We start from the raw sequence: 25766 nt of genomic DNA, 5'->3' as shown, positions 1-25766 counted from the left end.
TCAGAACCTCACTTGGGTGATGAAAAAGGCCGCTACGAGAGCGGCCAGAACGATTGCTGCGATGACAAAGGCGGGCGTTCTGCCCCGTTCAGGCGGCAGCGAGTCGATGGGCTTGGCCGGCGGCACAGCCTCGCGCGGAGGGGATTGGGTCATCGACAGAGCTTCGGCGCGCACCGCAGCGACACGGCGCGACCAACCCTTTCCGAAGGTGGGCCAGTTGGATAGGCGCTCGAGGAAGGCCAGCCGGTGGGAGCACAACTCGTTGATAAGCAGTGAGGCCGGATGCTTTGCGATGGCCGCCAGCGTGATCGGACCGACCTTGCCGTCCGCGGCCACCCCGAGGATGGTTTGCAGGGTAATGACCGCCCTACCCGGCCCGCTGTTCACGGCAAAGTCGAACAATGCCAGGTCGAGGCCGGCCGGCAGATCATCGCCGCGCACCGCGTCCCAATAGCCATCCCGGTAGATGCGGTGCAGATCGGCATCAGTGATGGCGCGGAGCTGCTCCTTGGTCGCGCCCGGCCTGTAACGGCGATAGGTTGCAAGCGTCACGCCCTTCATGGTGGCGCCGCCGGGGTCGGAAGGATGATCGGACCAGCCGCCCTCATGGACAAGCGTTGCCTCCAGCGCGAGCTGGAAGTTGTTTTTGGCCATGCCGGCCTCCTGTGATGTTGGGTATTACGCAGGCCCTCTCACGGAGGGCAGAGAAGGCTGATGAAAAGAGCGTGGCAAGCCTTCCAAGCTCGAAAAAGGCGCTCCTCTCAGAGGCGGAGCCTATATCTTGGAGTCCACGGCATCGCCCAGGGCGGACCTTATGTTATTCTATTTGTTAGCATTCCGTCGTTTTTGGGCGGCCTACTTGGCTCGCTGGTAGTCGCCTCAAGCAAAGGCGAGTCTTCGAATTAACTTTGATTGACACGCCTGCCCTTTCGCCGCTACGCCTCTGTACAAGTGGCGAAAATGACACTGAATCATGTCTATTTGACTTCATAACTCGCTAAGTTCTGGACTCTGCAAGTATTCCCCACATACTTGCATTTCCACTGGAGGAGCAGAGAGCATGAAAAAGGTATTTATTGCCGTAACGGCATCCACCCTACTGAGCACCGCCGCGTTTGCGGCTGACTTTGGCGTCATCAATCAGCCAGCACCGGCCAACTATATTCCCGCTTCAAATTGGACCGGTTTGTACGCTGGTATTTTCGGCGGCGTGGCAAGTTCTAATCTCGATTTAGGCATTCTGTCAGGAGGCACCGGCGTCCTGGATATCGGGTTCACTGGCGGGGGCATGCTGGGCGGAGTTCAAATTGGTGCAGACTACCAGTGGGACAATTTCGTCCTTGGCGCGGTCGCTGATATCGCGCTGACCAACATCGGATCCGAGGTGAATTTCTCGGTGCCAGGCGCCGCTCCATCGATCGACGGCACCGTATCTTCGCGCCTCACCCACATCGGCACCCTTCGGGCGCGCGCCGGCTTCCTGCCAACTGAAGACGTTCTTATCTACGCACATGGTGGTGTCGCTTATGCTGGCACCGAACAAAATGCGAGCATCAGCATCGGCGGTGTTCCGACCGCTGCGACCGGCCTTCTCAACCCTAACCATTGGGGTTACACAGTGGGTGCAGGTCTCGAATACCGAGTGACCGAAAGCATTTCATTCCAGACCGAGTACGCCTACGTCAATCTGGGCACCCAAACGATTTACAGCGATCCGGGGCTGGGCATCGATCTCGATCAAAGCCTGCATCACCACCAGGTTAAGGCCGGGGTGAATTTCCGCTTCTAAGGGCGCACTCCCATGCAGAAGCGACGGGGCCTCGGCATTTAGCCGGGGCCTTTTCTGTATTCTCTGGGTCGCAATTTAGCCCTTCCTTTAGAGGCGGGGACCACGGTTCGTCCAAATTAGGAAAACTGTATGGCTAGCTACAAAATCACCCTTCGAACGGGCCAATCGTTTATTGCCGATGATCCGCGAGGCATTGAGAAAATCTCCGAAGAGCTATGCACTGATGGCTTCGTGATCGTGAAGCGTCGCGGCTCCGTGTATTCTGGCCAGACGACGTTGATTTCTGTTCTTGAGCGAGCTGTCGTCAGCATCGAGCCGGCCGAGTGAGGCCGTACGGCGCCCCGACTATACGGCTTTCAACCAAGAATGATTGCTTACCCCGTCCTGTCGTGGCTCAATGCCTAAGCACAGGGAGGGTTGGATGCAGGTGAACGTCTTCATTTCCAAGGGCAATGCCGAACACGCACCGACCCTGCTTGTGCTGCCCTACGGGCCGCTGGCCGCGATCCCCAGGCATCTACAAGGCCTCGAATGGCGACATTTTGCCGTGACCTCGCCCGACGACAAACTGCTGGGCGCCAGGGCGGCGGAGATCGAGGCGGATATTGCCGAGGACGGATATGCTCTGGTGAAGCCGACAGGATGACAGCGCCATTGGAGGCTCATCGTGGCTGTTGTGTTTCAGGTCATTGATCTCAGAACGGACGTGATCGGTGCGGCGGTCGAAGTTCAGAACGCCACATCGCCTGAGGATGCCGCGCGGCAGGTGCTTGGCATTGACGTATTCAGGAGCGGCAACAAGCGCGACCTCGTTGCCCGGGTCTATTGGCAGCAAATGTCAGGACCAACGAACATGGTCAGGCTCTACAGCAAAGCTGTAGAACGGTAGGAACAGCCCCCAAAAAGCCGTGCCAGCATTGCGAAACGAGATTATCTGTGTGCAAATCACGCGGGGGTAACTGATATGCGCAATCTGGTTTTAGTCTTCACTGTCCTTGCCGTTTCTTTTGGGGGGACCGTGTTTTCGTCAACGGCGGCTAAAGAGTGCAACATCAAGGGCAATGTGAGCACCCGAGGCGAGCGCATCTACCATGTGCCGGGGCAGCGCTATTACAACGCGACCAAGATCAGCCCTTCGCATGGAGAGCGTTGGTTTTGTTCAGAGGAAGAAGCCAGGGCGGCGGGGTGGCGAAGGTCGAAGGTTTAGCAGCTCGCCCATCGAGTGAACGAAGTTGTTTTAGGCCATACGGACTTTCTGTTGATAAGGACCGGCAAAGAAAAGCCTACCTAAGTGAATGGCCTCGCGCCTGACGGGTTTACTTGCTGCGCTGCATGTGGCTTAGGTTTTCCACTTCTGCTTGGGGGTCTTGTGGAACCGACATCTACCTATCGTGCCGATATCGATGGGCTGCGCGCTGTCGCAGTTCTGGGGGTTCTGCTTTACCATTACGGGGCAACTTGGCTCCCAGGCGGCTTCACCGGAGTCGATGTGTTCTTCGTCATTTCGGGCTACTTGATCACCGGAATCCTGCGCCGTGAGATCGAAGCGGGCGAATTCTCGCTGCTGGGCTTCTATGATCGGCGCATCCGCCGCATTTTCCCTGCGCTGCTGGTCGTCCTTGTTACAACGATGGTGGCCGGCTGGTTCTTGCTCATGCCCGGCGATTATGCTGATCTGGGCGAGAGCGCCGCGTACGCTGCATTCGGGCTCGGAAACCTGTTCTTCTTCTGGAACACTGGATACTTCGACCAAGCCGCCGATCTGCAGCCGCTTCTACACACATGGTCGCTGGGTGTCGAAGAGCAGTTTTATGTCGTTTGGCCGATGGCCTTACTGGCGCTTTTCGGCCTTACGAAGTCATGGAAGGTCACAGCCTTTGCCACAGGATTTCTGGTCATTTCCGGCTTCATCTATGCCGCTGTCCAAACCGCTTCTGACCCTACCGCCGCTTTCTACCTGCCTCACCCGCGCGCATGGGAGTTGGGCGTTGGCGCCCTGTTAGCCTTTGCCCCGACGATTACTCATCGCGCCCTTTCTGAGGCAGCGCGGGTCATTGGGTCTCTCCTTATTGCCTATAGCCTCCTGGCCATCAGCGCGGCTGATCCGTTCCCTGGGCTCAACGCCGTGTATGCCTGCGTTGGTAGCGCCCTGCTGATCTGGCCTTCCGCATCGCCAACACTGATCGGTCGCGTTCTTTCGCTCAGGCCGGTCGTGGGCATTGGTCTGATCAGCTACAGTCTTTACCTATGGCACTGGCCGGTGCTGGTGCTTTTTCGTCACTGGAACAATGGCGCACCCCCGACACTGCGAGCGGCCTTTGCACTTGCTATTGTCTCGGCTCTCCTAGCCACGTTAAGCTGGTGGTTTGTTGAGCGGCCATTCCGTTCGCGCCAGATAAACAGAGCATTTGCCTTTGGGAGCGTTATTGCGGCAACCTCTCTGGTTGCCGTTGCCAGCGTAACTTTACTATCCACGGGCGGCGCAGCTAGTAGGCTGAACCCATCCGCCGCAGCCCTAACCGCCGGCGAGGATACATGGCGGTATCGTTGCCCTTATACGGCCAAGCCAGAAGGGTTGAGCCGAGAGCGCTGCGTGCTCGGAGTAGATTGGGAATTGGCCGATGAGCGATGGATAGTTTGGGGTGACAGCTACTCCTTGCATCTGGCCCAACTACTCGACTACGCAGCTCCGAGCGGCGTTTCGATCCTCATTTATCACGAGTGCCCTGCCATCGTAGGACAGCGCATAATGCGCCATTTCCCCTCTGACCCCGCCTATAACGAGGGGTGCAGCGCAACCCGCGATGAGATGGTCCGTTTCCTGCGCTCCAACGCCAAGGTGGATAAGCTTGTGCTCAGCTCGGCTTGGACATCGCGTCTTCCAGACCTATACCCAGCCGGACAACAAGGCAGCGACCGAACTGTCCAACTGGGTGCAGAGTTGCTGCAGCAGGGCCTTCTCGACTTGCAGAGCGACATCGAGCGTCCATTGGAAATAGTAGTCTTGGGTGACTTGCCTTTATGGCCTAACCGACAATCCCCGGTAGACTGTGCCGTAGCTCGCATGCAACCGATCTTGCGAGCACCGTGTCCATCTGATCTGACGGGAATACCCACATCGGCGTTTCTGGCGAGGAACGGGGCGGCCTATGATGCGATAGAGACTGTGACCAGGGCTTCTGACCTCATTAGAATGGAGCCGCTCGGGAAGCGGCTGTGCTCCGAAGAGTACTGCCGCTTCTGGTTAGCGGAAGAGTTCATCTACCGCGACGACGGGCACTTCAGAACGAACTTGCCAGCTCGCGCTTTAGAGCAACTCGCAACTATTCTTCGTCTGCATGAAATATGAGCATCACTTCCATATCTCGCCCCAAATCGATGCTGCACTCGAAGAAGAGAAGGCTCGAAAGGAGACGCCATCGCTAGGCGTGAACTTAAGATAGGCGTCGAACCGTGCCAGCGAGGCAGCCCCTGCTACACAATACATTGCTGGTTGAAAGCGGATTGGGGCGTGCGGCCCGACAGGGATGGCAGAGTAAAATGGAACCGTGACGCGCTCATCCACCCCGCCGCTGGCGACGAAATCGGTTACAGCTTCTCCATTGCTGGCCAGGAAGGCTCCCCGCCACAGGGCGTCTTGGCCAAACGTGTTCTTCAACACTACTCTTCCGGCAGTGGCGCCAAAGATAAGAGTTGCAGCGCCATGCATTTCCAGCACCCCGAAGCCATCGATTGTGAAAACATCTAACGGCAACACCGACTGGGGGGACGTGTTTATGCCGACAGGAATATTGGCGTTGCTTCTGTACCTTCGGATGAACGGGGCCCCTGCCGATACTTGTTTTGCACTCCTTCCAGTTGCGTACATAAGCAGAAAATTTCCGTACCAACGTAGCGCCTCGGTCATGTCCGTAGGGCCAAACTGAGGCCCGTCGAGGAATGCCCATTCAGGATTCGAGGAATTGAAACCGCGATCCGCAAAATAATTGAATGCACTAGGCAGTCCGTTTGATCCGAACTTGAAAGTTTCATTCGGCTGTATAAGCTCACTAATCAACTTTACAACGTCTTGGCGGGCATTGCGAAGAGGGAAGTCCGGGCCGTAGACGATGTATTTGTCCGCTCCTGATGGAGAGGCATAACTATGCATGTCCACAATCGCTGTTGCCGTGGGATAGGTGGATGCAAGTTCTTGATAATACTGCGTTTCTGGCTCGGAAGCAGCTGACGTGCCCCTGTAGTCGTAGTCGAACGGGTTGGTGCCGCCGCCTCCAAAACTGAACCACCGGTAGTCAAAATTTCGGTTTAGGTCGACGCCATTACTGTTCTGGCGCAATCGCGGCGACTGGCTTACACCCCAAGGATTGACCATGGGGACCACGATCCAGCGCACCCGCTGACGGGCGAACCCAAGAAACGAGTCCTCCCGCCAACGATTTTCCAGTTGTTTGAAGAACAGGTAGGGCGCGAGCTGCGACATGATCTCGCCGCCATGGATGTTGCAGCCGACGACAACGGTTCGGTCATAACCGCCTTCCGGCTGAAACGTGTACTTCCAGATGTCGTAGGCGCCCGAGGCGTCCTTGCCCATGGAAGCCCGTGAGACCCAGCCGGGATTGGCCGTGCGAATGCCTTCCCAGAGGGCGAGGAACTCATTGTAGCCTGCAGTCGCGGTATCGATGTACGCCGACGCGGCGGTTTGAGACGGCGGCGTCCAAATCGCATTGCTGACGTAGTTCTCGGCCGGGACAGCGCCAATCTTTTCCTTGATGTCGAGCAGACCAGGCCCGTCACTGGTCAGCTTCGGTGCCGACACCGCGCCATTCGCCAGCGACGTATCCCAATCCTGCCAGGTCGACCCGTTCCATGCTCGCAGCTGACCGTCTACGCTGTTGTAGTAGATAGTGCCCATGGCAGGATCTCCGCCGGCCGCAGCCGTCGCAGTGGCGTCACTTGAGAATGAGCCAAGCACCTTCGACAGAACTGCCTCACGCGCCGCGTTCGCATCGCTGGCGCTCTGTGCGGCGGCAGCCTCCGCCCCAGCAGCAATGACCATGCGATAGTTCTCACCATCACGGACGAACAGGACGACAGCTGCCCATTCTCCAGCAGATAGCGGATTGCCTGCCAGGTTCAGAACGGGTCGCGGTGCCTCGCCGCCTACCGCAAGGGTCATCGGGCCCGTATTTGGCGTGGTGACAATGGCAAAGAATACCTGCGCGTCTGCGGGATTAACGCCAGACTCGACCGCGCCGGCCTGCGCCGTGCCGCTTCCGGACAGCGCCACTCGGGCAAAGGTGTCAGGAAAACCCCTGCCCTTTACCCAGGCACCACCATCGCGGCTATAATAGCCGTTGTTGGCGGGGTTGGGGTCAGAAAGGACCACGCCGCCATAAAGCTCGGTCGGCGGGGTCACGCCATTAAGCGCCGCCAGAGTGTTGCGCGTGACGGCCTGCCCACCACTGTTCTGAATTTGCTTGAGCAGAGCGCGGATTTCGGGCTTGTCCGGCTCATGCGCACCGCTATGCGGATCGTTCTTGATCGCGTTGTCACGGTAGACGTCATCGATTGTCTGATTTGGAGCCATTGTTCGCCTCAAAACGAAAAAGCCCGCTCAGTGGCGGGCTGGATAATGGGTGATTTGTTGGTGGTTAGGTGACTGTGAAGCCGCCTGTTGCGACGGGCGCAGCCCCATCGCCGGATGCGTTGATTGCGACAATCCAGCCGAACTTTGCTCCGGCAGACAGGCCCGTTACGACCCGGCTATCCGGCGCATTTGGCAGGCCATACTCGGTCGCCGCAGGCACGCCGCCGGGGAACGTGTTGACGGTGTTGATGTAGATAAGTGCCCCGACGTAGTTCGGACTGTTTGGCGCGAACCAATCAAAGGTCGCCTCCCCCGCCCCGCCAGATGCCGTTGCTCCGGTTACCGGCCCCGGCGGTGTGGATGTTGCCGATATGACGACGCTGGCCGGGTTAGACGCGACCCAATTGCTGGCGTTAGCCGTCGCCGTCCTGAACTGCACCTGAGCTTCGTAGGCATCACCAGGGGGCAGGCCGTTGATCCAGAGAAAGTCCTGAGAGGCAGGAACGCCTAGCTCGCTCCAATCAGTCGCCCCTACCCTGCGATAGCGGATGCGTTTCAGCAGACTCGCCCGGGACGGCGGGTTAAATGCCACATAGAGCGCGCCAGCATCTGGCGACGAAAGCGTTACTCCGGTTGGGTCGGTAATGTCGTCGGTGACGGTGACATCCGAGATCGCGGACGGCTCGGGTTCGTCATAGAGCCCGTCGAATAGCCAATCCGCCTGCTGGGTCAGCTTCCCCGTCACGGTAACGGACATGCCATCCGGCGCCAATTGGAAATCGGCCAGCTCATAAGTACCGACAATATCGAACTCGGGACAATCCACCGCGAATGTGCGGCTGTCGTCGCCATCAGCCGGCATCAGCAATAGGCCGTAGAGCTTCAGGTTGAGCGTGATATCCAGTGGCGACCGCATCGCGCGCAAGGTGCGTTTCCCGACCGCACAAGCCTGTGTGTGGTTAGGAATCCAGTGCGCGGCCACAGAGGCTTGATTGTAGGCGTTCCCATCGTTGATCGTGACCGCAGCAGAGGGGAATTGCCGATAGCCAGCGGCCGCCTCGACATATTCGACGGACAGCGCGTTCTGTTGCGTCTCTCCGTCCTGTCCCTCACCCAACTTGATCGAATTGATGTGATGGGCCCGGATGGTGACTTGCGGCTCCATCCAGCGGCCGAGCTTGAATCCAACCTTTCCGTCCGGACGGTCGTAGAACCAGGCATCGCAGGCCATGGCCAGTTGCTTGCGAACTTCCTCCCGGGTCTGGCTGAAGAAGTAGGTTCCGCACAACTGCCAGCGCGGGATCCAGTCGCCGCCGCGCGTCCGCATGAGAACATCAGCGACATCGGCCTCGTAGGCGACTTCATCCCAGTCGACCTCCTGTCCAAGTCCGTCCGAACTGGTGATCCAGTCCGCGATGACGAGGGCAGCGTTCGTGGTCCAGCGGCGAACGTTGTCGCGCGGATCGAGCACCTTGGATGCGCGATAGACCGACGAGACGGTCGGCTCACGGCCGGAAGAATAGACCTTGGCGAAATCCTCGGGCTTGGGATTGCGGCAAACCATAACCGAGCCAGCGATGCCTTGGAGCCGGTGATTGGATGTCCACTCTGGGAATGCCGCCGCCAACCAGGGGTGGGATGTCTGCCCGGGCGTTCCCAAGAAATGGCTAATGCGGACCATGGATGATCCGTCCGAAGTGAACCGGCTCTGCGTCACATAGCCGTCGCCGTTCAGCGTCACCTCAGTTTCATCGAGATAGACGCTTTCGACGGCGTCGATTTCACCGGTGTTGTAGAGAACGGCAACGTATCGCCTGCCGTTTTTCAGCTTCCAGAAGGCCACCGGGCCGCCGGTTCGGACGCGGCCATAAGACCTCGATCGATCCTGAATTGACTGCCGCAGATTGACGATGCGGGAGCCCGGATCCTGCGCCTGGCTGTTCTGCTGGGGCCGCAGGGCATTGGCCAACATCGTGACGCCGACGCCGATGGCCAGATTGAGCAAGAAACCCGGCAACGCAGCCATGACCGCATTGCCGATCAGACTGGTCAGTACAGCCGTTGGCGCCAGCAGGCCGGCAGCGCCGCCGTAACCCATCCAACCAAGGATCGCGACCGATACGGGATCGGCGTGCGCCGCTGTCGGCAAGGCAAAAAGCATCGTCCCGCCCAAAAGGACGGCCCGGAAGGCTCGCAAAAGCATGGATGCTATCCCCTCACCGCCCAGGCAGCGACAATTTCGGGCCGATCAAACATCATCAGCCCGTCGAGTGTTTTTGCAGCCCAGCGATCACCGAGGCACAGGCCGCCGAACTCGAGCTTGCGGAGACGCAAGACGCCGATATCGCCGCGGATGGGCGCAATGGTTCGCGCGAGCCCGGCAATCTCGCAGCACGCCGCCACAACCGGCTCATGGCCCTTATCCAACCCAGTCAGCGCCACGCAGCTTTCTCGATCACGATACCGCCCCCGCAGATGCGCCGCACCGTCAACGCCGAGCCGATCCAGCACGTAGTCAGCCAGCACCATCAGGCAATCCGTCTCGCCCCAGATAAAATCTGTCGTCGCCCACCGGCGAAGGTGCTGGGTGACCAGATCAGACAAGGCCAACCCATTGCGCCGCCACGGCCACAACGAGACCTGCGAAACACAGGCGAATGACGAACTGATCGTGAGGCAATGGGCGCTTCATATCAGGCTCCGAAAAGCGGCTGGTCATCGAACCCATGGACAGGGGCAAATTCGAGCCCCATGTCGCCCGGGAAGCGGCGCTGCTGATCCGCTGTCGTGTAGCGGCCATTGATGGGCTTGGACCGCAGCGGAAATGGACCTTCGCAAACGAGGGTCACGGATCGCTCCTGCGGCCCAGTGAAATTGTAGATCAGCCGCCGCATGGTATTGGTGCGGAACTTGATGGGTTGCCAGATAGGGGCAAAAATCTCTTCGAGCTGGCCGAAATACTGAAAGTAGAGGCGACACTTCCGGCCATCGATCGCCGCTACGCCATACTGCCGGATAGCGGAAAGAATGTCGTCGCGGCTCGGGTCATAGACATAGGACAGAGATGCTTCCCATGTGGGCGCCGTGCCGTTGCTCGACACTTTGATGTCGCCCATGCGCAGCAGCGAACAGCCGATCCACTCGGTGCCGTTGGCGTCCTTGAACACGCCGTTCTCTCCTGGGTAGAGCCGAATGAAACCCTCAGCCGTATCGAGTTCAAGCAAGAGCGCCGCCCCAACAGCTTCGTCGCTGAGGCGCTGTGCAATTTCCTCTGGAATGTTCATTCGCGACCCGGCCCGATCCATTCCACAAGCGACAGCTTCATGCGGGAGACAATCGACGGCTCGATGCGCGCCGAGCCTTCCAAATCTCCCTCAAGGGCGGCGAGACAGGTGGCGTTCAGGTTGATTTCGTCGTCTGGCGTCACGGCCCGGCGCAGTGGCGTTTCGAAGTGGAGCACTGCATTCTCCCCGCGTCCTTCGATACCAACTGCCTGATATGGCCAGTCATTGATCGAGAAAATGTGGCCGGTGCTGATGAAATTTCCGAGATAGTCGGCATTGATGCGGATCGAAGTCGAGCCGGCGGGAGCAACATCGAGGATCGGCGCGCACATACCTTGGCCATAGCCGGATCCATCCGAGAAGAACGATCCATCGCTGTGAGGAATGGGGTGCCCGTTATATGGCGAGCCAATGTCCCCCCAAGTTGGACGCAAGGGGTCAAACATCTTGACCCTGAACACATTGTAGCGCCCCCGAGCCTGAGCGATTACGCCCCGCCATGATCTGATCTTATCCTTGCGAAACGTGCCGAAGTCAGGTTTGCCGACCCATCGCGGCTGATTGCCGAACACCACCTGGCCAGCACCGGTGACGCCGGACTGACCAGCATTGCCGCGCCAATCAATCTGCCAGTCAAAGGACGTGGCCCAGAAGTGGCGCGTATCGAGCTCGATGATTTTCCGGTCCATCAGCCGTACCGCTGCTGCTGGGCCATCTGATCGACCGCCTTTGAGACCGGCTCCACCATTCCGCGTGTGATCTGGACAGATTGACCAGCAGCTTCTTGGAGCAACTGAGCGAGCAGTTCGGGAGACAGGCGGACCTCAAGGACGGTGCGGCCACCATCGGACTGTCCGCCGGAGCGCGTGGTGTCAACAATACGCTCCTTCGGGTGGACCATGGCGAGATAACCGCCCTTGCCGTCCATGCCGCCGGATCGAGCGCCATCGCCCGTCCATCCGCCACCATCGAAGGATGGGACCCCGAACAGCCCCATGAGGTTGAAGCCGCCTCCGCCCATCCCGCCGCCAAAAGCGTTCTGGAACAGATTGCGCACAGCCATATCGATCAGCATGTCACCGATGCCCAGCAACTTGTCGCTGATGGTGTCCAGGATATCGCCTCCCCTCGCCCAGGTTTTGAGAACGCCGGAAACGCCATCCTGCACCGAACCCCACAGGGCCGCATTGTCGTTGGCGGCCTGGGTCAGCATCTTGGTTTGCGCTTCGGTGGCGGCCATTTGCTCGGCCAGCATCGCCAACTCGCTGCGCATTGCTGGCGTGAGCTTGATATTGTCGTTCGCGGCCTTGTTGAGCAGGTCTTGCTCATAGCGCATGCGGGCCGCAGCTTCGGCGGTCATGCCGAGGGCCTGTTGCTCAAGGGTCTGAGCGGCGATGAATTCGTGGGCACCGCGAACCAGCTTGGCGTAGGCGTCAGCCTGCTTCTGGGCCTCCTTGCTGAGGCTGGTCGATGTCCCCGATCCCATCCCTGACCCTGCGTCGCCGCCAATCTCGAAGATGCGTTTCATCTCGTCCATGGTCGGGAATGAGCCCGTATCCATGTCCAGTTGCTTCCCGAAGGCGACAGCCCACTTCTCTGCGGCCAGGCGTCCGGCTGAGGCGGCGTCCTGCGTAAGAGAGTTGTGGACGCCGGTGGCCCATTTCGGGTCCATATCCCCGCCTTCTGACATACCGATCATGTCAGCAATGCCGATGGCGCGGAAACCGGCACGGATGCCGTTGATCAGGTTGGCGTAGTTCTCATAGATCGTCGCAAAGGCTCCCATGAACCCGGCCGCAATGCCGGTGGTGAGCCAGTCGAACGTCACGGCAAGAGCCTCTGCACCGTTCCACATGAACGTGAAGAAGCCATTTGCCTTGCCGCCAACATTATCAATGCTATCTGCGAGGCCGTCAGTTGCAGTTGCCGAGTCCCAGAGCTTCAGCGCTACATCGCCAAGGATGATGGCGAGAACACCGATCCCGGTGCCAGCGATAGCAAGACGGAGGCCAGCGAGCGCCGCCGACATGGCCGCGGTGGCAACTGTTGCGAGACCGACCGACGCGACATAGTTCACGCCCATCATTGTGATGTATGCGCTGCCCCAGTAGACCATTCGCTCAAAGTTTTCGGACACCACAACGGCGAACTGTATAAAGCCATCAGCGCCAGCCCGAACCGCGTCAGCCATCTCGATCAGCTTTTCAGCCAATGAGCCGGATGAGTTGGCAGCCTGGTCCATGCGGCCAACAATTTCCATAATAGTGTTGCGCCAGATTGTTCCTGCGTCAGCCAGCGTAGCGGGCATCTCGCCGGCCTCTTTGCGCAAGTCTTCGAGCGACCCGATCAACCCGTCAACGATCACGTCGCCAGTCACTTTGCCATCGACCGCCAACTGGCGAAGGCCGGTTACGGTGGTCCCCATTGCCTCCGCTACAGCTTCCAGCACACGAGGGCTTCGAGACATGATCGTCTCGTATTCCATCGCCCGTAGTTTGCCAGTCGAAATGGAGCGCGACAGGGCGTTGAGCACCACGTCTGCGTCTTGGCCCTTCGTTGCGGTTGTCACAAGAGCGTGGTTCAGCGCCTCGCTGAAATCGGCAGCCTGATCCGCATTCTTACCGAGGTCCCGCAGGACCGCCGCGTTTCGCGCATAGGTCGTCACGGTCTTTTCGAGCGGCGAATACGAATCCCGCGCCATCTGGCCAAGGCGAGCCATAAGCCCTCCCGCCGCATCCATATCCTTGATGGCCGCGCCAACTTGGGATTGAAGGTCGCTCCATTCATCAGCATAACCCCCCAGTGCAGCGATGCTGAACGCACCAGCCAGTGCGACACCGACCCTGGTAGCAGCTTTGACCAAACTGCCCGCGACACCTTCGGCACGCTCGCCTGCACCAGAAAATTTGTTCAGCCTATCCGTGGCGACAACAACGCCGTCCGAACGGATAGATAGGCCGAGACTAGCAAGTTCAGTCATGCGCTACCTCATCGCCGCCCTGAAGGCGTCTCTTGCTGAATTGCCGGTGTCTGGTGCATCGCCGTCTGGCCGAAGGATGCTTAGATAGGCTCGGTCCATGGCCCGGATAACCTGGCGGAACACGTCTGCCTCGTCCTCTGGCCAGTCCCGAACATGCCGGGCTATCGAGGATGAAGGGATCGGACCAGGTCCATTCATCCCGGCCGGCCGATCAGTGCCGATCTCGAAGAAATCAGCTAACCACGGTTCGGTGCCGGGCAGCATTTCGGGCGGATAGAGATGGTCGGGTATCTGCCAGCCCTTCTCCGCCAGCTCATCACGTCGCGCTGCTGCGTTCTGGTTATCCAGATGCCACAGCAGCGCCTCGATTAGTTTTTTTCCGTCGCGTCCTTCTGATCGGCAATGCCGCGGTCTGCGACCTGGGAGGCCCAGACCACGGCGTCGGCGAAGTCGCGGAAGTCGGGATTGGTAAGCCATTCATGCGCCAGAGCCGGATCGTACTTCACCGGCTTGCCGCCATCGGTCAGGCCATCCCAATCGAGCAGCACGGCCTCGTGCAGCACTTCGGTTTCGATCTGGATGGTGGTCTCGACGGTCAAGCTTCCATCGCGCAGGCGCTCATTTCGCGGGACCGCACGCTGCTTGCGGGCACGGACGGCGACGACGCGTGGCGAGGAAGCGCCGCGGACGCGCAGGCGCAGGTCGCCCATGTTCGGAATTGCGTCGATCCACTGCCCTTCCGTGATGAGGGCTGAATCCTTGCGCAGCGATTGAATGTCCATGATGTTCTCCGGGGCTCAGATGGGCTCTGGTGCCGGGAGCGCGCGAACCCCAACGCGCTCCCGGCCAGCCTGGTTGAGGCAGGCTGTTCGGTTAGATCGTCAGTGCCGGGGCGATAGGCTGAATCGGGAAAGTTGCGAGGCGATTGGCCGAGGAATCGCCGCCCGATTTCACACCGAATAGGGCGAAACCGGCGAACAGGTCCGTTTCGCCCACCGGCACGGCAGTCGCGGTATGCGTGCCCGTGCCAGCACCGGAGGTATCGATGGGCGAGCCTCCAGGAGTAGCGGCGACCGAGAAGCTATCGGCGGCAGCATCGACCACGTAGTAGGTCGTTCCTGCCGTCAGGCCGGTCGGCAGAGTGCCGGTCGTGGTGAAGACGATGGGCGTGCCATTGGGCAGGCCGTGCGCAACCCAGCCGACCACAGCGGGCTCGGCGTTCGAGATGGTGACGGCGGCCGTTTCCTCGCAATCGGCGCCCCAAACGGCTCGGAACGGATAGGGCTTGCAGGCCCGTCGCGCCGCGGCGAACAGCATTTGGCCCGGATCGGACAGGTTCGGCACGAACTGGTTGCTCATGATCGGGAACGAAATCGTCCCCTTGGCATACACTGTCGTGTTGTTGTCGATCAGGGTCTGGCTGACCATGGCCTGCTCAGCGCCGAGATCGCCCGAGGTCTGCCAGCCCAGTATACGGGTCCAGGTGATACCGGCGAAGTCGGTGGCCTCGTATTCGGTCTGATAGGCGATGGGAGCGTTGCCGATATAAAGCGCGCTGCCAGCGATTTTTTGTAGCATTTCTGTCTCCTGGACATGAAAAAGCCCCGCAGCGAACGGGGCCGGTTGAATCCGGTCAGCGCCGGGATTCGTTACGAGCGTTTCGCTCGGGGTTTCTTGACGGGCGGCATGGGCGGGTCGCCAGCATCGATCTGGATCGCCTCGCCTTGCCCCGCCAGTTCCTCGTATTCGGTGGTCGCTGTCTTGGGCTTGAGCCCGACCATTTCAGCAGCGCCCTTCACCAGATGGCCAGCGGCGGCCGCTATGCGCCCTTCGAGAACTGCGTCGACCACTGCTTCGCGCCGCTCCTGACATTCTTTGCACGTCATTTTGACGCCTCCTTGTACTTCCGCCCCGCGGTGTCTTCTGGAACCGCCCATCCGGCCCAACGTTTGGCCTGCTTCAACAGGAGACCCATCCATGACCGACGTGACCGCCATCCCGAGTCTCGACCTGAGCCATTACCTCGGCCGCTGGTATGAAATCTGCCGCCTTCCCCTGAAGTATGAGGACGAAGCCGCGACCAATATCACCGCGACTTACTCGCTCAACGAGGATGGAACCGTCCATGTGGACAATCGGTGCTTTGACGAGGACGGAAAGCCGGTCCAGGCGCTCGGGCAGGCCTCACCGGTGGATGAGGCAAACTCCCGGCTAAAGGTGACCTTCCTCCCCGAATTCATCCGCTGGATACCGTTTACCAGCGGCGATTACTGGGTGCTGAAAATCGATCCAGACTATCGGGTTGCTCTGGTTGGCACTCCTGACCGCAAGAACTTGTGGCTGTTGGCACGGGGCCCCGATCTTTCTGAGGCGACCCGTGAGGAATATCTTGCCGAGGCAAGGCGGCAGGGGTTCGATCTATCGGACCTCATTACTCCGCGCCATACCGGCCGCGAGGTCACCGACGCGATGATTGAAAACGCGTAGTCAGGCGTAGGTTTCGAGCTCGATCAGCACCGGGGCCTGCAGGTGCGTGCCGACAAAGACCGGGCCAACGGAAGGCGCCTTCATCACCCGCACCCGGACGTCCTGAAACGACATCCACAGGTCAGTCTCGAAGTGCTGGGCCGCCTGCCCCGCAACCTCAATGGCCCTGGCAGAACCCTGCGATACGGTGCCGAACACGTCGATCTGGAGCACCCCAGGCCGCCGGTGCGGGTCGTTGCTGCCAATGAACTGTCGCTGTGTGGCGTTTGGCGTCCAGGTCACCCGGAGGTAACGCTTGAGCGGATCGGGCGTGTATGAAGTCTCAGGCTCCCCATCCGGCTTTTTGGGCAGCGGGCCATCGGTCCAGACAATGGTGAATGTGCTGGCCATTGGAAGGGCGGCAACGCGGGCCCGGATGGCTTCGGATATCTTGGTTTCGATGCTCGGTACGGTCATGCGGCCTCCTACAGTCCGAACGCTGCTTTGACCTTGGCGGCCTCTTCCTTGACGATCACAGGCCACCGCTGAGCGGCCAGCGTGACCCATGGCTTCGGCACAGTGCCATTGGCCCCGAAATGGACCTGCGCGCCGTACTTAGCCGTGTAGCCCAGATAGAGGGTGCCGCCGCCATCCCAGCCGTTGATGACAAGAATGATGCCGGTCATCTCGTCTGCGCTAACCGGCGCGCCGGGATTGTCCCGGATCAGTTGCGGCATGGCAGATGTCGACGCCACCAGAGACGCCCGGAGGAAACCGGTTCGCTGATAGCCAGACGGCGACGGCGGCGCTTCATAGACCAGCCGATTAAGCTCGGCTTGCATCTCTTTCACCAGGTCTTGGGCACTGCCGCGTAAAACAGCCTCGATAGCTTCCGGGACACGTTCGCACCACGAGCCGATGGTGGCGCTGAAGCTATCCACCGACGCGCGCCCGGTACTTGCGCAATGCCTGCGCGGTGAAATCCACCGATAGCTCGAGCAAACATTTGCAATTCACGATCTCGCTCGCCGGCAGGTTCGGATCGTGGGGCCCGGTGCACTGGTGCCCGCTGGGCAACGTGAATAGCTTCCCGAACGGGATCGTCTTCCCGACCATGGCGAGATGGCCGTCGCGCGGCGCCCGGCTGACGGTGCGTTGCCACGTCTTGGTCAGGTCTTGAGCGTCCAGCTTCCCAGCGTCGATCTGCTGCTGGAAGGCGTCGGTCTTGGCTTTCGCCAGCGCGATATTCGTTTCGGTCAGCGCCAGATTGTCTGCCCGGTATTTCAGCGCCCGATTCGAATAGGCCGTGACGATCCGATCAACGGCATCCGCGGGGACTGACCCGCCCTGCTCCAGCGCCCGGCGCACATGGCCATCGAAGCGCTTGTCCCTGAGCTGGTAGCCCAGATAGTCGCGCATGGCTTGCGTATCGCCAGCGCGAAGGCCGCCATAGATCTTGTCGAGCGTCTGCACGCTGGATGGCGTTAGGCCCAGCACCCCGCCCTCGCGGAAGCCGGTGCGCCTGTTGATGCGCCCCACCAGCCCCAGAGCCGTCTGGCGCGGGTTTTGGCCACGTGAGAGGCCATCCACCAGCACAGAGCGGGCAACGGTAAGCTGCTCGCCCACCAGATCATCCACCAGCGAGGCGGCATGCTGCCTCATCGCCTGCTCGGCCGGCATGTTGCGGACGCCCCACGAGAAATGAACCCGGTTGCCATCTGGATCGATCAGCTTCGGCATGGAGCCGACCACGGCCTGGCCGCCGGCATTGTAGGCGGACACGATCGCGCCTTCGAACCGAGCGAACCGGTCGGCATCGATGTTGAGCAGCGCCATGGCCCGGTCGAGATTGCCGCGCTCCAGTTCCGCGACCAGATCCTTGAGCACGACAGCCGAGGTGATGGCCCGGATGGCGTCTAGCCATTCGCGGGCAAGAGTGGACTCCCATTCAATGGCAAGGTTGAGCAGCAGTTCGCGGGGGGAGAGGCGCTTGAGCATTGCCTACCTCCGCACCACAGCGTCATACATGACCGTCACACCGGCCGGCGCCAGCGTATCGAGCTTACGGATGGTCCATGCTTCCCCACCGACATAGCTGTCGCCCGAGAAGGCACCATTGAAGATCAGCACGTCGCCGACCGCCGGCGTGATCGAAAGCCCCTGCAGTGACATGAGCGCCTGCCGGTCTCCGGTTAAAATGAGCGAACCATCAATCCGCTTTTCATCCATCGGCAGGATGGCCAGCGTTACGGGATGGTCGGTGATCACTTCCTCGGCTTCTTCCCAAGGATTCGCGGGTGGAATGATGACTATGCGGCGGATCGCACCCGTCTGGCCGAATTCCTCGATCAGTTCATCCGCGTCCTGCTGGCTTTCCAGATAGTCGAATTTTTCCGCCATCCCCTACACCCTCAGAACGCACACAGATGCGCCACCAGCGGCACGAAGCTGACCGGCAAGCAGTTGGTCGATAATCTCGATATCAGGCCGCACCGACGCGGCGCTGGTCGCCTCGGCGTACTCCAATTCCTTGGCGAGGGGTCCGACCTGTTTTTTCTCGCGCCTCACCACCTTGGAGGCAACATAATCGGGAGAAAGCGAGCCAGGCGCCGCCAATTCACGTTGCGCAGCTTCGATGATTGCGAAGCGAACCGGCTCCGGTGCCTGGTCATTGTCCCAATCGGCGGCCCAGCGGCCGTTGCCGATGCTGGCGACATAGCGCTGCCCTCGGATGATTGCAGCAGCCTTCGCCTCATCGGTGCCGGTCCACGTCTGGCCGGCCGCGACGAGATAGGCATCGGAGTCCTGCACGGTGACGGCCGGATCGGTGTAGCTCAGCATGCAAAATCACCATGAGAGATGGTCTGGACCCTGCCGAAAGCACTCGAACCATGCTCCTTGGCCGCCTCAATAGACTGCGCTGCCGTAGCGCCGGCATAGAGGGCGCCAAAGGCCGTTGCCGAGCCGCCGCCAATGGAAAAATACGGAGCGTCGTAGGTCTCGACGCCCTTTGCGCAGATGATGCGAACGGGGCCGCCCGGCGATACCGCCAGAACGATGAAGCTGTTGCCGCCATCCGGCAGAGCCTCCGCATGGGGCATGGTCTCGGGGTTGGCCCCGGCATTCACCCAATCGAGAAAGCCCAGAGCTTCGGGTGCGCCGCCAGCTACGCCGTACAACGTTCCGTCTGGGCCTTTAGCGAGCTTCTCGGCCCAGCCATGGCGAGCATCACCCATCCATGAGCCGGAGTCAGCAGCCATCACGCCGTCGCGGTACGCTATGGTGGTCATCAGACGTTGGCCCGGCTCGCCCGGTCATCGACCGTGGCCTGAATAATGCTCTTGGCGCGCTCGACGGGAGTGCCGTTGTCGGTTTCAACCACCGGCCCGCCCGACAGTTCGGCGGCCAGGGCCAGCAGTTCATCATCGGTCATGGCTTCCCATGCGTCGGGAATAGGCGTCGGGATGCCATCGGGGGTTTCGCTCACAGGCTCACCGCCGCCGGCAAGCGCTTCGAGCGCCGCGACGATCTCGGGCTTCTTGGCCGGCAGGGCATCGCCCAGCACCTTCTTCGCGGCGGCCCTGAATGTCATGAAATGGCCGTTTGACAGCGCCAGGGCGTCGGTAGCGCCGACCAATTCGGGCGCAGCGACATCCGCCGGCTTGTCCGCCTTGGGCTTGGCCACCTTCTCGGCGATCACCGGCGCCGTCGAGTTCAGCAATGCCGCTTGCTCGCGGCGCATACGGTTGAATGATGCAAGACCCATATCACTCGCCCTCGCCCTTGAGGGCGGCGAGCATCGCGTTGAATGCGGTCGCAATGTCCCCGGTTGTCGCCTCGGCAGGCTCTGCGATGGGATCGACCTCATCGAGCGCAGACACGTCGATCTTGTCGGCCAGACCGCCCTCAAGGGCGGACACGTCGCTCTGGAGCTGGTTGTAATCGTTCTGGTCGGGCACGTTGACGTCAAGCCAATCGTAAAGCGCCCGGAGAGACCGGGGCAAACCGGTACGGGGAGCAGCCATTGCAGCCTCCTATGTGCTGAAAAGGGGAGGAAGGGGGCGACCTAAGCCGCCCCTCTTGGATCAGGCCGCTGCGATGCGGTGCACGAACTGGACCATACGCACGTTCTTATTTTCATAAACGCGCTGCCAGTTGGCCGAGTTGGCCGCCTCCAAGTTCGTCGGGGCCGCGCCGGCCACCGAAGCTCCGAGCCACTTCACGCCGCGCGGATGCAGCACGAAGTGACGGCGGTTGATGAGGATGTCATCACCCTGGAGGCTGTCGCGGTCGGTTTCGGTCGGGACGGGAGCATTGCCCTCGCCCAGCCCGAACGCCCCCTGCCCAAACAGGTAGGAGGTGTAGACCCCGTTCGACACCGGCATCCCGTCATCCACAATGACGCGCTTGCCGAGATAGGTCGGGATCGTCGGGCGACCTTCGCTGTCGGGCAGGAAGTCGATCAGGTTGTTCTTCACCAGAAGGGCAACCGTCGCCGAGTGCATCGCAAAGCCGGTCAGGCCGCCAGCGGCGTCACCCAGTTTATAGATCGCGTCGACCGTCGCTTCCGCGCTGATGACGGCGGCCGCGCCGCTTTCGCCGCTGATGTCGTGCTTGTTGCCCGCCATGCTGGCAGCGCCAAACACGCCAGTGAGCGAGGAAATCAGCAGCGCCTGCCAGCGACGAGCCCAGTAGGCTGCGACCAAATCACCAATCGCGGCCATGGGGTCATCGCCCGAAAGCGCCTTGGCGAGGTCGTTGGCACCCCACGCCTTACCGCGAACATGCAGAACGGCCACGTCCTGCTCGGCAGTGATGGCATTAACCGAAAGCGGCGAGGAATCAGACAGAACCTCGTCGTCACCGGAAAGGTCCTGCCAGAAGGGCATGGCGATGGTCGTACCGCCCTTTTCGCCAAGGATGTTGAGGCCCGGCACGGTCTGAATGATGCCGGACTGATAGAACGCCGAAAGTGCCGCAGTGCGTTCGATCACGTACGGATTGAACACCTCGGGCACGATGACGTTGGCAATACGAGTAGCAGCCATGATAATTCTCCTTGAACTGGCTGGTTTCGCTGTGAAATCAGCCGGTCATCGACACGGCTGCGGGGATTGAGGGCCTCGCCCTCGGTGGGTGGCGCCTAAGCGCCGATGCGCTGGCTGATCTGGCTGTCGCTCAAACCGGCCGCACGCATGAATTGACGGGCCTTGTCGGGATCGGTGCGAACCAACTCACCCTGACGGGTCAGGTTGTGGCTGTCGGAAGCCCACGGGTTCTTCTCGCCGGTGCCGCCGCGCCCATTATTGCCCTTGGCGTCAGGCCCGCTCGGCTTGGCCACATAGTCCTTGCCGTCGTCAGACGCGGCCCAGTCCTGAACGAACTTGGCGAGCGAGAGCGGTCCCATGTCGGTCTCGACTACGGCCTGAAAGTTGCTACCGTCTTCCTCGAGCTTGATGGCACCAATGGCCTTGAGATACGGAATCAGCTTGGCCTTGTGCTTGGGATCGATCGAGGCGTCGTCCATCGCTTTGGATAGCCCATCATCGATCGTTACCTTGCCGATGGTGCCGCGCAGTGCGGCGATTTCCTCGTCCTTCTTATCGAGGTCGGCCTTATGCTTGCGCTCGAGCTGCTCGCGGACGCGCGTCACCTGTTCGTCGGTCTTGGGCGGCTCCTTGCCCTCGGCCTGCTGTTTCAGCGCCTCATAGGCCTCTGCATCGAAATCGTCCGGCAGACCGTCGATCCGGGCCTTGAGGCCTTCGACCTCCGCCTTGTACTGATCGCGCTTGCGGACGTTCTCCCGATTGGCGGTCACGAGGCCGCGCACCTTGGGATGGTCGTCAATGCCATCGAGATCGAGAACGAACTTGTCGCCATCCTCGACGTAAAAGGCGCGGTGCTCTTCGGGCAGATCTTCGATGCTGTCCAGAATGGTCTTTAGGCCCATCGGGCTTTCTCCTTGGGTGATTGCCCGACTCGCGGGCATAAAAAAGCCGCCCTGAGGCGGCGGGGGTTATTTGTCTATTTGTTCCGGGTCCGGTTGCCGGTCGGGCAACACATCACCCGGATCGGCATCGCGCCCGAACTGTTCCTGATCCATCAGCGCCAATTCTTCATCGGCGGTGCGGTCTTCCGGCACGACGCCCCCAGCCTTGAGCCGGTCGAACGCGGACTTCCAGGAAATAGCGGCCGACTGCCACGCCGACACGATGGCCGTGATGGTCTGGGCATCTAAGTCGTGGTCGAAAAAGTCCAAGTTAGGCGTGACCTTGACCTTCTCCGGGTCAGCGCCGATCCAGATCGCGACGTTCCGCAGCGCCTTTTCCAGCCCCGAAGCCGAAGTCATGGCGATACCTTTGAGCGTGGAATGCTGGCTATCGAGCCGGACGCGCTTGGCTTCACCGCTTTCGTTCGCGTTGCCCTTTTCGGCCAGCATCTGCGCACCGAACATCACCGCCCGGTCATAGGCCTTCTGGATTTCGTCGTGCTGGGCAGACGCGCCGGCACCGGAGAACTCAAGGAACTCGCCTTTGCCGTCCTTGGGCAGCACCCAGATGTTCGTGCCACCAATGCCCTGGGGCACTTGGCCGTTCTTGATCGCCTCCTGCGGATCGTCATAGCCCGACACCATCGGCGTGGGCTCGGACGTGTAGTGCAGCGTCTGTCGCAGATCGGCGTCGAGTTGATAGATCCTCACCGAGAGCTTGGCGAGGCCATAGAGCGGCACGTCATCAGGATCAGGCGTCAGATCGTTCGAGCCAACAAAGACCATTGGGAGAAATCCCAACGGCCGCTGTTTCCGGTCCGAGGCCTCGACGACTTCGCCAACCTCCCAGCCCTCTTTCCCCTTGGTCCAGACCCGGGCGCCGTAGCGGCCATCCTCGACAAAGCATTCGCGGTATTTCTCAACCGCCTTCCATTCGTTCGTCGCGCGGTCGCGTTCATAGCCGCTCTCATCCAGCACCACGAAATCAGCGACGTTTTCCTCGTCCTGATCCCAGTTGATGATGGACTCGGCAATGTAGCCGGCGAGATACGGCGAACCATCGGACGCAATACCAGGCAAAAGCCCATAGCGCCCGGTCAGCATGACCTCCGTGGCGATCCGCCGGTGCAGTGCTTCGAGGGTCAGCCCGTCTCGCGTTGCCTTTTCGCGCAGCGGCTCGAGTTCGGGCGGCAGCTCAATTTCGGCCGCTTGATCGAGGATTGTGCCGACTGCGCCCCGGACGGTGAGCGCGACGAGATCGGGAAATTCAGCGCGGGCCTTATATGCATCGTATGCAGCCTGGGCCAAGGCTCGATGCGAACCGTCCTCCATGAGCTTCGCAAGGCCGTTCTTGAGAGGCAGGTATTTCTGCCCGGCCCGCTTTATGTCATCCTCACCCTCAAAGGCGTTGCGCAGTAGCTCCCATGATGGAGCGAAGGCGTCGTATTCTGGGTGATGAACGGAGATGTCGAACGTCATAGGAACCCCGTGAACACGGTTGAGGCGGCAGGCGCCGAGACTTCGATCTTGATGTTATCCGCCGCGATCACCGCGTCAGCCAGGTTGTGCGACTTCACGCCCAAGTCCTTCTTGAGCTTCACCTTGGGCACGACGCGCTTCTTGCCCTCGCTCTCGACCCACCACGGCACGCATAGCTCGGTGAACAGCGCATCGAGCTTGGCCTTGCCCATGCCCGAGGAGAACGAAAGAATATCCTCTGGCTTGATCGACTGGCCCCGCGTCACGGCGTTGAAGGTCAGCATGGCGCGCCGGGCCGTATTGGCCCAGGCCTGCGCCTTTAGGTTGAGATATTCGTCTTTGTTCAGCGGACTGTTGCTGTTCGCGGAATCGCTGGGCTTGTCCGCGTCCATGACGGCGCCGCCGGCATGGAATGCGAAGTGCTCGACCCTGGCGCCGGCCGTTTCGTTTTGCTCATCGATATATCCGCCGACGAAAGCGCCCACACCGATAGTGTCATAGGACACCGTGGCATTGAGCAGCTTCGCCTTGGCCCATACCTTCTTGGCGTTCTGGACGAGCTCGTCCTTGCCGCTCGACCAATCCTCGGCATCGACAAACACGCCATCGATCTTGTCAGCCGTCGCGCTCTTGTCCTCGCCGTCATCGGCAGGGTCGAAGCCGACGATGTTTCGGCCCGTCAGATCGAGTTTCAGAGCCCTATGAGCGTCAACGCAGGCATCGAGCCAGCGGCGCTTGAATATTGAAAGCTCGCTATCCCCAAGCGGCACACCGCCGTAGACGTGCTCGAATAGCTCTGGGTTGCTCTCCTGCATCGCGGCGATGTCGCGCAGCGCCTTCTGGGAGAGGAACGGGTTGTCGGTCCAATCGATTTTCCGCACTACGGTGTGCGGCGGCGCGTTGATGACGAAATGCTTCCAGACGTAATCGGTGACATATTTCGGGTTGAACAGCAGGATCGTCAGGCTGTCCTCTTTGCGGATCGTCGGGCCGATGACGGTCCACTGATCCTCGGTCAGCTTCTCCGCTTCCTCGACCCAGAGAATGTCCACATCTGACGTACCCTTGATGTCTTCAAGGTTGCGCTCAATGCCGTAGAAAATGAACTCCGAGCCGGTCGCCTTGTGGATGATCGTCGTTTTCTGGACGTCGAAGGCGGCTTGCAGGCCCAGGTGAACAATCGCCCATTTCAGTTCGGTATAGACCGATTCCTGAATGCGGTTCTGAAAGCGCCGGATGCACAGAACGCGCATCTTGACGCCGACATGATCGACCAGTCGCACCAGTTGGCAGGCGGTGTCTCGCGTCTTTGAGCTCGACCGGCCGCCATGCAGGACGGCAATGTCGGCCTCGCCAAGAAAGACCTGCTCCCAGAAGTCCCAAAGCGCCGGGTTTGTGAGGTAGGTGCTTTCCTCTAGCTCTTTTCGCCGCGCAGCCGTTGACGCCATGTCTTGTCTTCCGCCTGCTCCCAGCCGCCAGGCTCGCTCACCTCTGTCTTGGCTGGCGCATGCGAGCCCTGCATTTTGTTCGCCTCTGCAATGGCAGCGATGGCAACACGAGGGTCAGCCTTGGCCTGCGCATCGTGGATGGTCTTGAGCGATGCAAGGCGATCAGCGGCGGTCCATTCGGCCTTTTCGGAGATGCGCTCGACCAATTCAGCCACGCGGGCTTCGATGTTCACATTTGTTGACAAACGCGATGCTGCCGACCGGCTCGGTTTGTACCCTGCCCGCTCATATGCTTCGGCAGCACTTGCGCCTTTGGCGAGTGCCTGCGCAAATGCTTCATGCTTTGGGTTTGGGAGGATGGGCATGTGGGTTGACCGCGTAAACTCAGTTTCCGTGAGCTATCGGAAAGAGATCGATTTTGAGCCTATCAATTACCCAAAGGTTTTGCGTGCCCGGTGGGGGACTGGCGGCATGCAGAGGGGCGCGGATTGGCAGATGAACATTCGGCCATCTGACTTCGCTAAACTTGCAAAACTTATGTACAAGCTGGACCCAGAAGCGGCGACGAAGGCATTTGCGGCGGCCCCGCCCAGGAAGCGGAAGCCAGTGGCTAAAGAATGAAGCCCGGCCTTCCACCGGACTCGACACGGGTTACGCCGCGTTGCGGATTGGCCTTGGTTGTTATGCCAAGGGCTGGGGAATGGGGTTAGGGCAAAGCTGGCTGGAACTCGCCTGCTGCTTATG

At 60.4% G+C, this 25766-nt stretch carries 30 protein-coding genes and 1 pseudogene; 7 read left to right on the top strand and 24 right to left on the bottom strand.

The genetic code is table 11. From position 1 onward, the window contains the following. Nucleotides 1-654, bottom strand: coding sequence for a glycoside hydrolase family 108 protein (locus O9Z70_RS06510; RefSeq protein WP_286021658.1), 654 nt, complete (start codon nucleotides 652-654; stop codon nucleotides 1-3). Nucleotides 655-1060: 406 nt separating this feature from the next. Here O9Z70_RS06510 and O9Z70_RS06505 point away from each other — a divergent pair, with 406 nt between their 5' ends. The 6 genes and pseudogenes from O9Z70_RS06505 to O9Z70_RS06480 all read left to right on the top strand — a co-directional run bounded on the left by O9Z70_RS06505 (nucleotide 1061) and on the right by O9Z70_RS06480 (nucleotide 5138). Then, entirely contained in the window at nucleotides 1061-1789 is a 729-nt protein-coding gene (locus O9Z70_RS06505) for an outer membrane protein (RefSeq protein WP_286021657.1), read from the top strand. 129 nt (nucleotides 1790-1918) lie between these two features. Beyond that, complete coding sequence (locus tag O9Z70_RS06500; protein ID WP_286021656.1) at nucleotides 1919-2116, top strand: hypothetical protein; 198 nt, start codon at nucleotides 1919-1921, stop codon at nucleotides 2114-2116. 94 nt (nucleotides 2117-2210) lie between these two features. Next, nucleotides 2211-2435 (top strand): hypothetical protein, encoded by a 225-nt coding sequence (locus O9Z70_RS06495; RefSeq protein ID WP_286021655.1) that lies wholly within the window; start codon nucleotides 2211-2213, stop codon nucleotides 2433-2435. Between the two features lie 21 nt (nucleotides 2436-2456). Then, nucleotides 2457-2678, top strand: a complete 222-nt coding sequence (locus O9Z70_RS06490) for a hypothetical protein (RefSeq protein ID WP_286021654.1) — start codon at nucleotides 2457-2459, stop codon at nucleotides 2676-2678. Between the two features lie 153 nt (nucleotides 2679-2831). Next, nucleotides 2832-2996: pseudogene (locus O9Z70_RS06485) on the top strand (sunset domain-containing protein); the annotation flags it as partial. An 84-nt stretch (nucleotides 2997-3080) separates the two neighbouring features. Next, complete coding sequence (locus O9Z70_RS06480) at nucleotides 3081-5138, top strand: acyltransferase family protein (protein ID WP_353057819.1); 2058 nt, start codon at nucleotides 3081-3083, stop codon at nucleotides 5136-5138. A gap of 3 nt (nucleotides 5139-5141) precedes the next feature. Here the strand turns inward: O9Z70_RS06480 and O9Z70_RS06475 are convergent, their stop codons facing one another. From O9Z70_RS06475 to O9Z70_RS06435, 10 genes are all read right to left on the bottom strand, one after another. Continuing rightward, nucleotides 5142-7376: a M14 family metallopeptidase gene (locus tag O9Z70_RS06475; protein WP_286021652.1), complete on the bottom strand. Its 2235-nt coding sequence runs from the start codon at nucleotides 7374-7376 to the stop codon at nucleotides 5142-5144. A gap of 64 nt (nucleotides 7377-7440) precedes the next feature. Next, nucleotides 7441-9579 (bottom strand): phage tail protein, encoded by a 2139-nt coding sequence (locus tag O9Z70_RS06470; protein ID WP_286021651.1) that lies wholly within the window; start codon nucleotides 9577-9579, stop codon nucleotides 7441-7443. 5 nt (nucleotides 9580-9584) lie between these two features. Next, nucleotides 9585-9980: a DUF6950 family protein gene (locus O9Z70_RS06465; RefSeq protein ID WP_286021650.1), complete on the bottom strand. Its 396-nt coding sequence runs from the start codon at nucleotides 9978-9980 to the stop codon at nucleotides 9585-9587. Between the two features lie 89 nt (nucleotides 9981-10069). Next, entirely contained in the window at nucleotides 10070-10660 is a 591-nt protein-coding gene (locus O9Z70_RS06460; protein WP_286021649.1) for a hypothetical protein, read from the bottom strand. Continuing rightward, nucleotides 10657-11349 (bottom strand): hypothetical protein, encoded by a 693-nt coding sequence (locus O9Z70_RS06455; protein ID WP_286021648.1) that lies wholly within the window; start codon nucleotides 11347-11349, stop codon nucleotides 10657-10659. Before O9Z70_RS06455 ends, O9Z70_RS06460 begins: the two co-directional genes overlap by 4 nt. Further along, nucleotides 11349-13640 carry a tape measure protein gene (locus O9Z70_RS06450; RefSeq protein WP_286021647.1) on the bottom strand — a complete coding sequence of 764 codons (2292 nt, stop codon included), beginning with the start codon at nucleotides 13638-13640 and terminating at the stop codon, nucleotides 11349-11351. Before O9Z70_RS06450 ends, O9Z70_RS06455 begins: the two co-directional genes overlap by 1 nt. Nucleotides 13641-13643: 3 nt before the next feature. Then, the gene (locus O9Z70_RS16325; RefSeq protein WP_502870167.1) at nucleotides 13644-13904 is read right to left on the bottom strand and encodes a hypothetical protein; all 261 of its coding nucleotides are present in this window, start codon (nucleotides 13902-13904) and stop codon (nucleotides 13644-13646) included. A 104-nt stretch (nucleotides 13905-14008) separates the two neighbouring features. Continuing rightward, on the bottom strand, nucleotides 14009-14422 hold the full coding sequence (locus tag O9Z70_RS06445; protein ID WP_286021646.1) for a phage-derived protein YdaY family protein: 414 nt from the start codon (nucleotides 14420-14422) through the stop codon (nucleotides 14009-14011). A 91-nt stretch (nucleotides 14423-14513) separates the two neighbouring features. Then, the gene (locus O9Z70_RS06440; RefSeq protein ID WP_286021645.1) at nucleotides 14514-15218 is read right to left on the bottom strand and encodes a hypothetical protein; all 705 of its coding nucleotides are present in this window, start codon (nucleotides 15216-15218) and stop codon (nucleotides 14514-14516) included. 71 nt (nucleotides 15219-15289) lie between these two features. Further along, on the bottom strand, nucleotides 15290-15526 hold the full coding sequence (locus tag O9Z70_RS06435) for a hypothetical protein (protein WP_286021644.1): 237 nt from the start codon (nucleotides 15524-15526) through the stop codon (nucleotides 15290-15292). A 91-nt stretch (nucleotides 15527-15617) separates the two neighbouring features. Between O9Z70_RS06435 and O9Z70_RS06430 the strand changes: the two genes are divergently transcribed. Then, nucleotides 15618-16127, top strand: a complete 510-nt coding sequence (locus O9Z70_RS06430) for a lipocalin family protein (RefSeq protein ID WP_286021643.1) — start codon at nucleotides 15618-15620, stop codon at nucleotides 16125-16127. Here O9Z70_RS06430 and O9Z70_RS06425 read toward each other — a convergent pair whose 3' ends face one another. From O9Z70_RS06425 to O9Z70_RS06365, 13 genes are all read right to left on the bottom strand, one after another. Then, a complete protein-coding gene (locus O9Z70_RS06425) occupies nucleotides 16128-16583 on the bottom strand; it encodes a phage tail terminator-like protein (RefSeq protein WP_286021642.1) in 456 nt (151 codons plus the stop codon). It lies immediately after the preceding gene. Nucleotides 16584-16591: 8 nt separating this feature from the next. After that, the gene (locus tag O9Z70_RS06420; protein WP_286021641.1) at nucleotides 16592-17047 is read right to left on the bottom strand and encodes an HK97 gp10 family phage protein; all 456 of its coding nucleotides are present in this window, start codon (nucleotides 17045-17047) and stop codon (nucleotides 16592-16594) included. Next, the gene (locus O9Z70_RS06415) at nucleotides 17040-18104 is read right to left on the bottom strand and encodes a putative phage head morphogenesis protein (protein WP_286021640.1); all 1065 of its coding nucleotides are present in this window, start codon (nucleotides 18102-18104) and stop codon (nucleotides 17040-17042) included. The genes O9Z70_RS06420 and O9Z70_RS06415 overlap by 8 nt, the downstream gene beginning before the upstream one ends. A 3-nt stretch (nucleotides 18105-18107) precedes the next feature. Further along, nucleotides 18108-18506 carry a hypothetical protein gene (locus O9Z70_RS06410; protein ID WP_286021639.1) on the bottom strand — a complete coding sequence of 133 codons (399 nt, stop codon included), beginning with the start codon at nucleotides 18504-18506 and terminating at the stop codon, nucleotides 18108-18110. Nucleotides 18507-18509: 3 nt separating this feature from the next. Further along, on the bottom strand, nucleotides 18510-18947 hold the full coding sequence (locus tag O9Z70_RS06405) for a hypothetical protein (protein WP_286021638.1): 438 nt from the start codon (nucleotides 18945-18947) through the stop codon (nucleotides 18510-18512). Then, nucleotides 18941-19396 carry a hypothetical protein gene (locus O9Z70_RS06400; RefSeq protein WP_286021637.1) on the bottom strand — a complete coding sequence of 152 codons (456 nt, stop codon included), beginning with the start codon at nucleotides 19394-19396 and terminating at the stop codon, nucleotides 18941-18943. Before O9Z70_RS06400 ends, O9Z70_RS06405 begins: the two co-directional genes overlap by 7 nt. After that, complete coding sequence (locus O9Z70_RS06395; RefSeq protein ID WP_286021636.1) at nucleotides 19396-19872, bottom strand: hypothetical protein; 477 nt, start codon at nucleotides 19870-19872, stop codon at nucleotides 19396-19398. Before O9Z70_RS06395 ends, O9Z70_RS06400 begins: the two co-directional genes overlap by 1 nt. Nucleotide 19873: 1 nt before the next feature. Further along, a complete protein-coding gene (locus O9Z70_RS06390; protein WP_286021635.1) occupies nucleotides 19874-20131 on the bottom strand; it encodes a hypothetical protein in 258 nt (85 codons plus the stop codon). A 60-nt stretch (nucleotides 20132-20191) separates the two neighbouring features. Continuing rightward, complete coding sequence (locus tag O9Z70_RS06385) at nucleotides 20192-21154, bottom strand: major capsid protein (protein WP_286021634.1); 963 nt, start codon at nucleotides 21152-21154, stop codon at nucleotides 20192-20194. A gap of 95 nt (nucleotides 21155-21249) precedes the next feature. Continuing rightward, complete coding sequence (locus O9Z70_RS06380; RefSeq protein WP_286021633.1) at nucleotides 21250-22056, bottom strand: hypothetical protein; 807 nt, start codon at nucleotides 22054-22056, stop codon at nucleotides 21250-21252. A 66-nt stretch (nucleotides 22057-22122) separates the two neighbouring features. Next, nucleotides 22123-23574, bottom strand: a complete 1452-nt coding sequence (locus O9Z70_RS06375) for a DUF4055 domain-containing protein (protein WP_286021632.1) — start codon at nucleotides 23572-23574, stop codon at nucleotides 22123-22125. Further along, nucleotides 23571-25022: a PBSX family phage terminase large subunit gene (locus O9Z70_RS06370; protein ID WP_286021631.1), complete on the bottom strand. Its 1452-nt coding sequence runs from the start codon at nucleotides 25020-25022 to the stop codon at nucleotides 23571-23573. Before O9Z70_RS06370 ends, O9Z70_RS06375 begins: the two co-directional genes overlap by 4 nt. Next, entirely contained in the window at nucleotides 24989-25387 is a 399-nt protein-coding gene (locus O9Z70_RS06365; protein WP_286021630.1) for a terminase small subunit, read from the bottom strand. The genes O9Z70_RS06370 and O9Z70_RS06365 overlap by 34 nt, the downstream gene beginning before the upstream one ends. Nucleotides 25388-25766 lie beyond the last annotated feature (379 nt).

Origin of the sequence: Devosia sp. YIM 151766 (assembly GCF_030285925.1) — a bacterium.
Classification (GTDB): domain Bacteria; phylum Pseudomonadota; class Alphaproteobacteria; order Rhizobiales; family Devosiaceae; genus Devosia.
The sequence above is the reverse complement of the archived record's forward strand: the minus strand, read 5'-3'. Positions and strand labels throughout refer to the sequence as shown.

What these genes read in the sequence shown, in the direction of transcription:
- O9Z70_RS06395 (WP_286021636.1), bottom strand. Translation starts at nt 19,872, where the DNA reads ATGGGTCTTGCATCATTCAACCGTATGCGCCGCGAGCAAGCGGCATTG.
- O9Z70_RS06385 (WP_286021634.1), bottom strand. Translation starts at nt 21,154, where the DNA reads ATGGCTGCTACTCGTATTGCCAACGTCATCGTGCCCGAGGTGTTCAAT.
- O9Z70_RS16325 (WP_502870167.1), bottom strand. Translation starts at nt 13,904, where the DNA reads ATGCTGCCCGGCACCGAACCGTGGTTAGCTGATTTCTTCGAGATCGGC.
- O9Z70_RS06475 (WP_286021652.1), bottom strand. Translation starts at nt 7,376, where the DNA reads ATGGCTCCAAATCAGACAATCGATGACGTCTACCGTGACAACGCGATC.
- O9Z70_RS06430 (WP_286021643.1), top strand. Translation starts at nt 15,618, where the DNA reads ATGACCGACGTGACCGCCATCCCGAGTCTCGACCTGAGCCATTACCTC.
- O9Z70_RS06410 (WP_286021639.1), bottom strand. Translation starts at nt 18,506, where the DNA reads ATGGCGGAAAAATTCGACTATCTGGAAAGCCAGCAGGACGCGGATGAA.
- O9Z70_RS06470 (WP_286021651.1), bottom strand. Translation starts at nt 9,579, where the DNA reads ATGCTTTTGCGAGCCTTCCGGGCCGTCCTTTTGGGCGGGACGATGCTT.
- O9Z70_RS06435 (WP_286021644.1), bottom strand. Translation starts at nt 15,526, where the DNA reads ATGACGTGCAAAGAATGTCAGGAGCGGCGCGAAGCAGTGGTCGACGCA.
- O9Z70_RS06500 (WP_286021656.1), top strand. Translation starts at nt 1,919, where the DNA reads ATGGCTAGCTACAAAATCACCCTTCGAACGGGCCAATCGTTTATTGCC.
- O9Z70_RS06405 (WP_286021638.1), bottom strand. Translation starts at nt 18,947, where the DNA reads ATGCTGAGCTACACCGATCCGGCCGTCACCGTGCAGGACTCCGATGCC.
- O9Z70_RS06380 (WP_286021633.1), bottom strand. Translation starts at nt 22,056, where the DNA reads ATGGGCCTAAAGACCATTCTGGACAGCATCGAAGATCTGCCCGAAGAG.
- O9Z70_RS06445 (WP_286021646.1), bottom strand. Translation starts at nt 14,422, where the DNA reads ATGGACATTCAATCGCTGCGCAAGGATTCAGCCCTCATCACGGAAGGG.
- O9Z70_RS06365 (WP_286021630.1), bottom strand. Translation starts at nt 25,387, where the DNA reads ATGCCCATCCTCCCAAACCCAAAGCATGAAGCATTTGCGCAGGCACTC.
- O9Z70_RS06460 (WP_286021649.1), bottom strand. Translation starts at nt 10,660, where the DNA reads ATGAACATTCCAGAGGAAATTGCACAGCGCCTCAGCGACGAAGCTGTT.
- O9Z70_RS06495 (WP_286021655.1), top strand. Translation starts at nt 2,211, where the DNA reads ATGCAGGTGAACGTCTTCATTTCCAAGGGCAATGCCGAACACGCACCG.
- O9Z70_RS06505 (WP_286021657.1), top strand. Translation starts at nt 1,061, where the DNA reads ATGAAAAAGGTATTTATTGCCGTAACGGCATCCACCCTACTGAGCACC.
- O9Z70_RS06415 (WP_286021640.1), bottom strand. Translation starts at nt 18,104, where the DNA reads ATGCTCAAGCGCCTCTCCCCCCGCGAACTGCTGCTCAACCTTGCCATT.
- O9Z70_RS06375 (WP_286021632.1), bottom strand. Translation starts at nt 23,574, where the DNA reads ATGACGTTCGACATCTCCGTTCATCACCCAGAATACGACGCCTTCGCT.
- O9Z70_RS06370 (WP_286021631.1), bottom strand. Translation starts at nt 25,022, where the DNA reads ATGGCGTCAACGGCTGCGCGGCGAAAAGAGCTAGAGGAAAGCACCTAC.
- O9Z70_RS06425 (WP_286021642.1), bottom strand. Translation starts at nt 16,583, where the DNA reads ATGACCGTACCGAGCATCGAAACCAAGATATCCGAAGCCATCCGGGCC.
- O9Z70_RS06450 (WP_286021647.1), bottom strand. Translation starts at nt 13,640, where the DNA reads ATGACTGAACTTGCTAGTCTCGGCCTATCTATCCGTTCGGACGGCGTT.
- O9Z70_RS06400 (WP_286021637.1), bottom strand. Translation starts at nt 19,396, where the DNA reads ATGACCACCATAGCGTACCGCGACGGCGTGATGGCTGCTGACTCCGGC.
- O9Z70_RS06510 (WP_286021658.1), bottom strand. Translation starts at nt 654, where the DNA reads ATGGCCAAAAACAACTTCCAGCTCGCGCTGGAGGCAACGCTTGTCCAT.
- O9Z70_RS06390 (WP_286021635.1), bottom strand. Translation starts at nt 20,131, where the DNA reads ATGGCTGCTCCCCGTACCGGTTTGCCCCGGTCTCTCCGGGCGCTTTAC.
- O9Z70_RS06455 (WP_286021648.1), bottom strand. Translation starts at nt 11,349, where the DNA reads ATGGACCGGAAAATCATCGAGCTCGATACGCGCCACTTCTGGGCCACG.
- O9Z70_RS06440 (WP_286021645.1), bottom strand. Translation starts at nt 15,218, where the DNA reads ATGCTACAAAAAATCGCTGGCAGCGCGCTTTATATCGGCAACGCTCCC.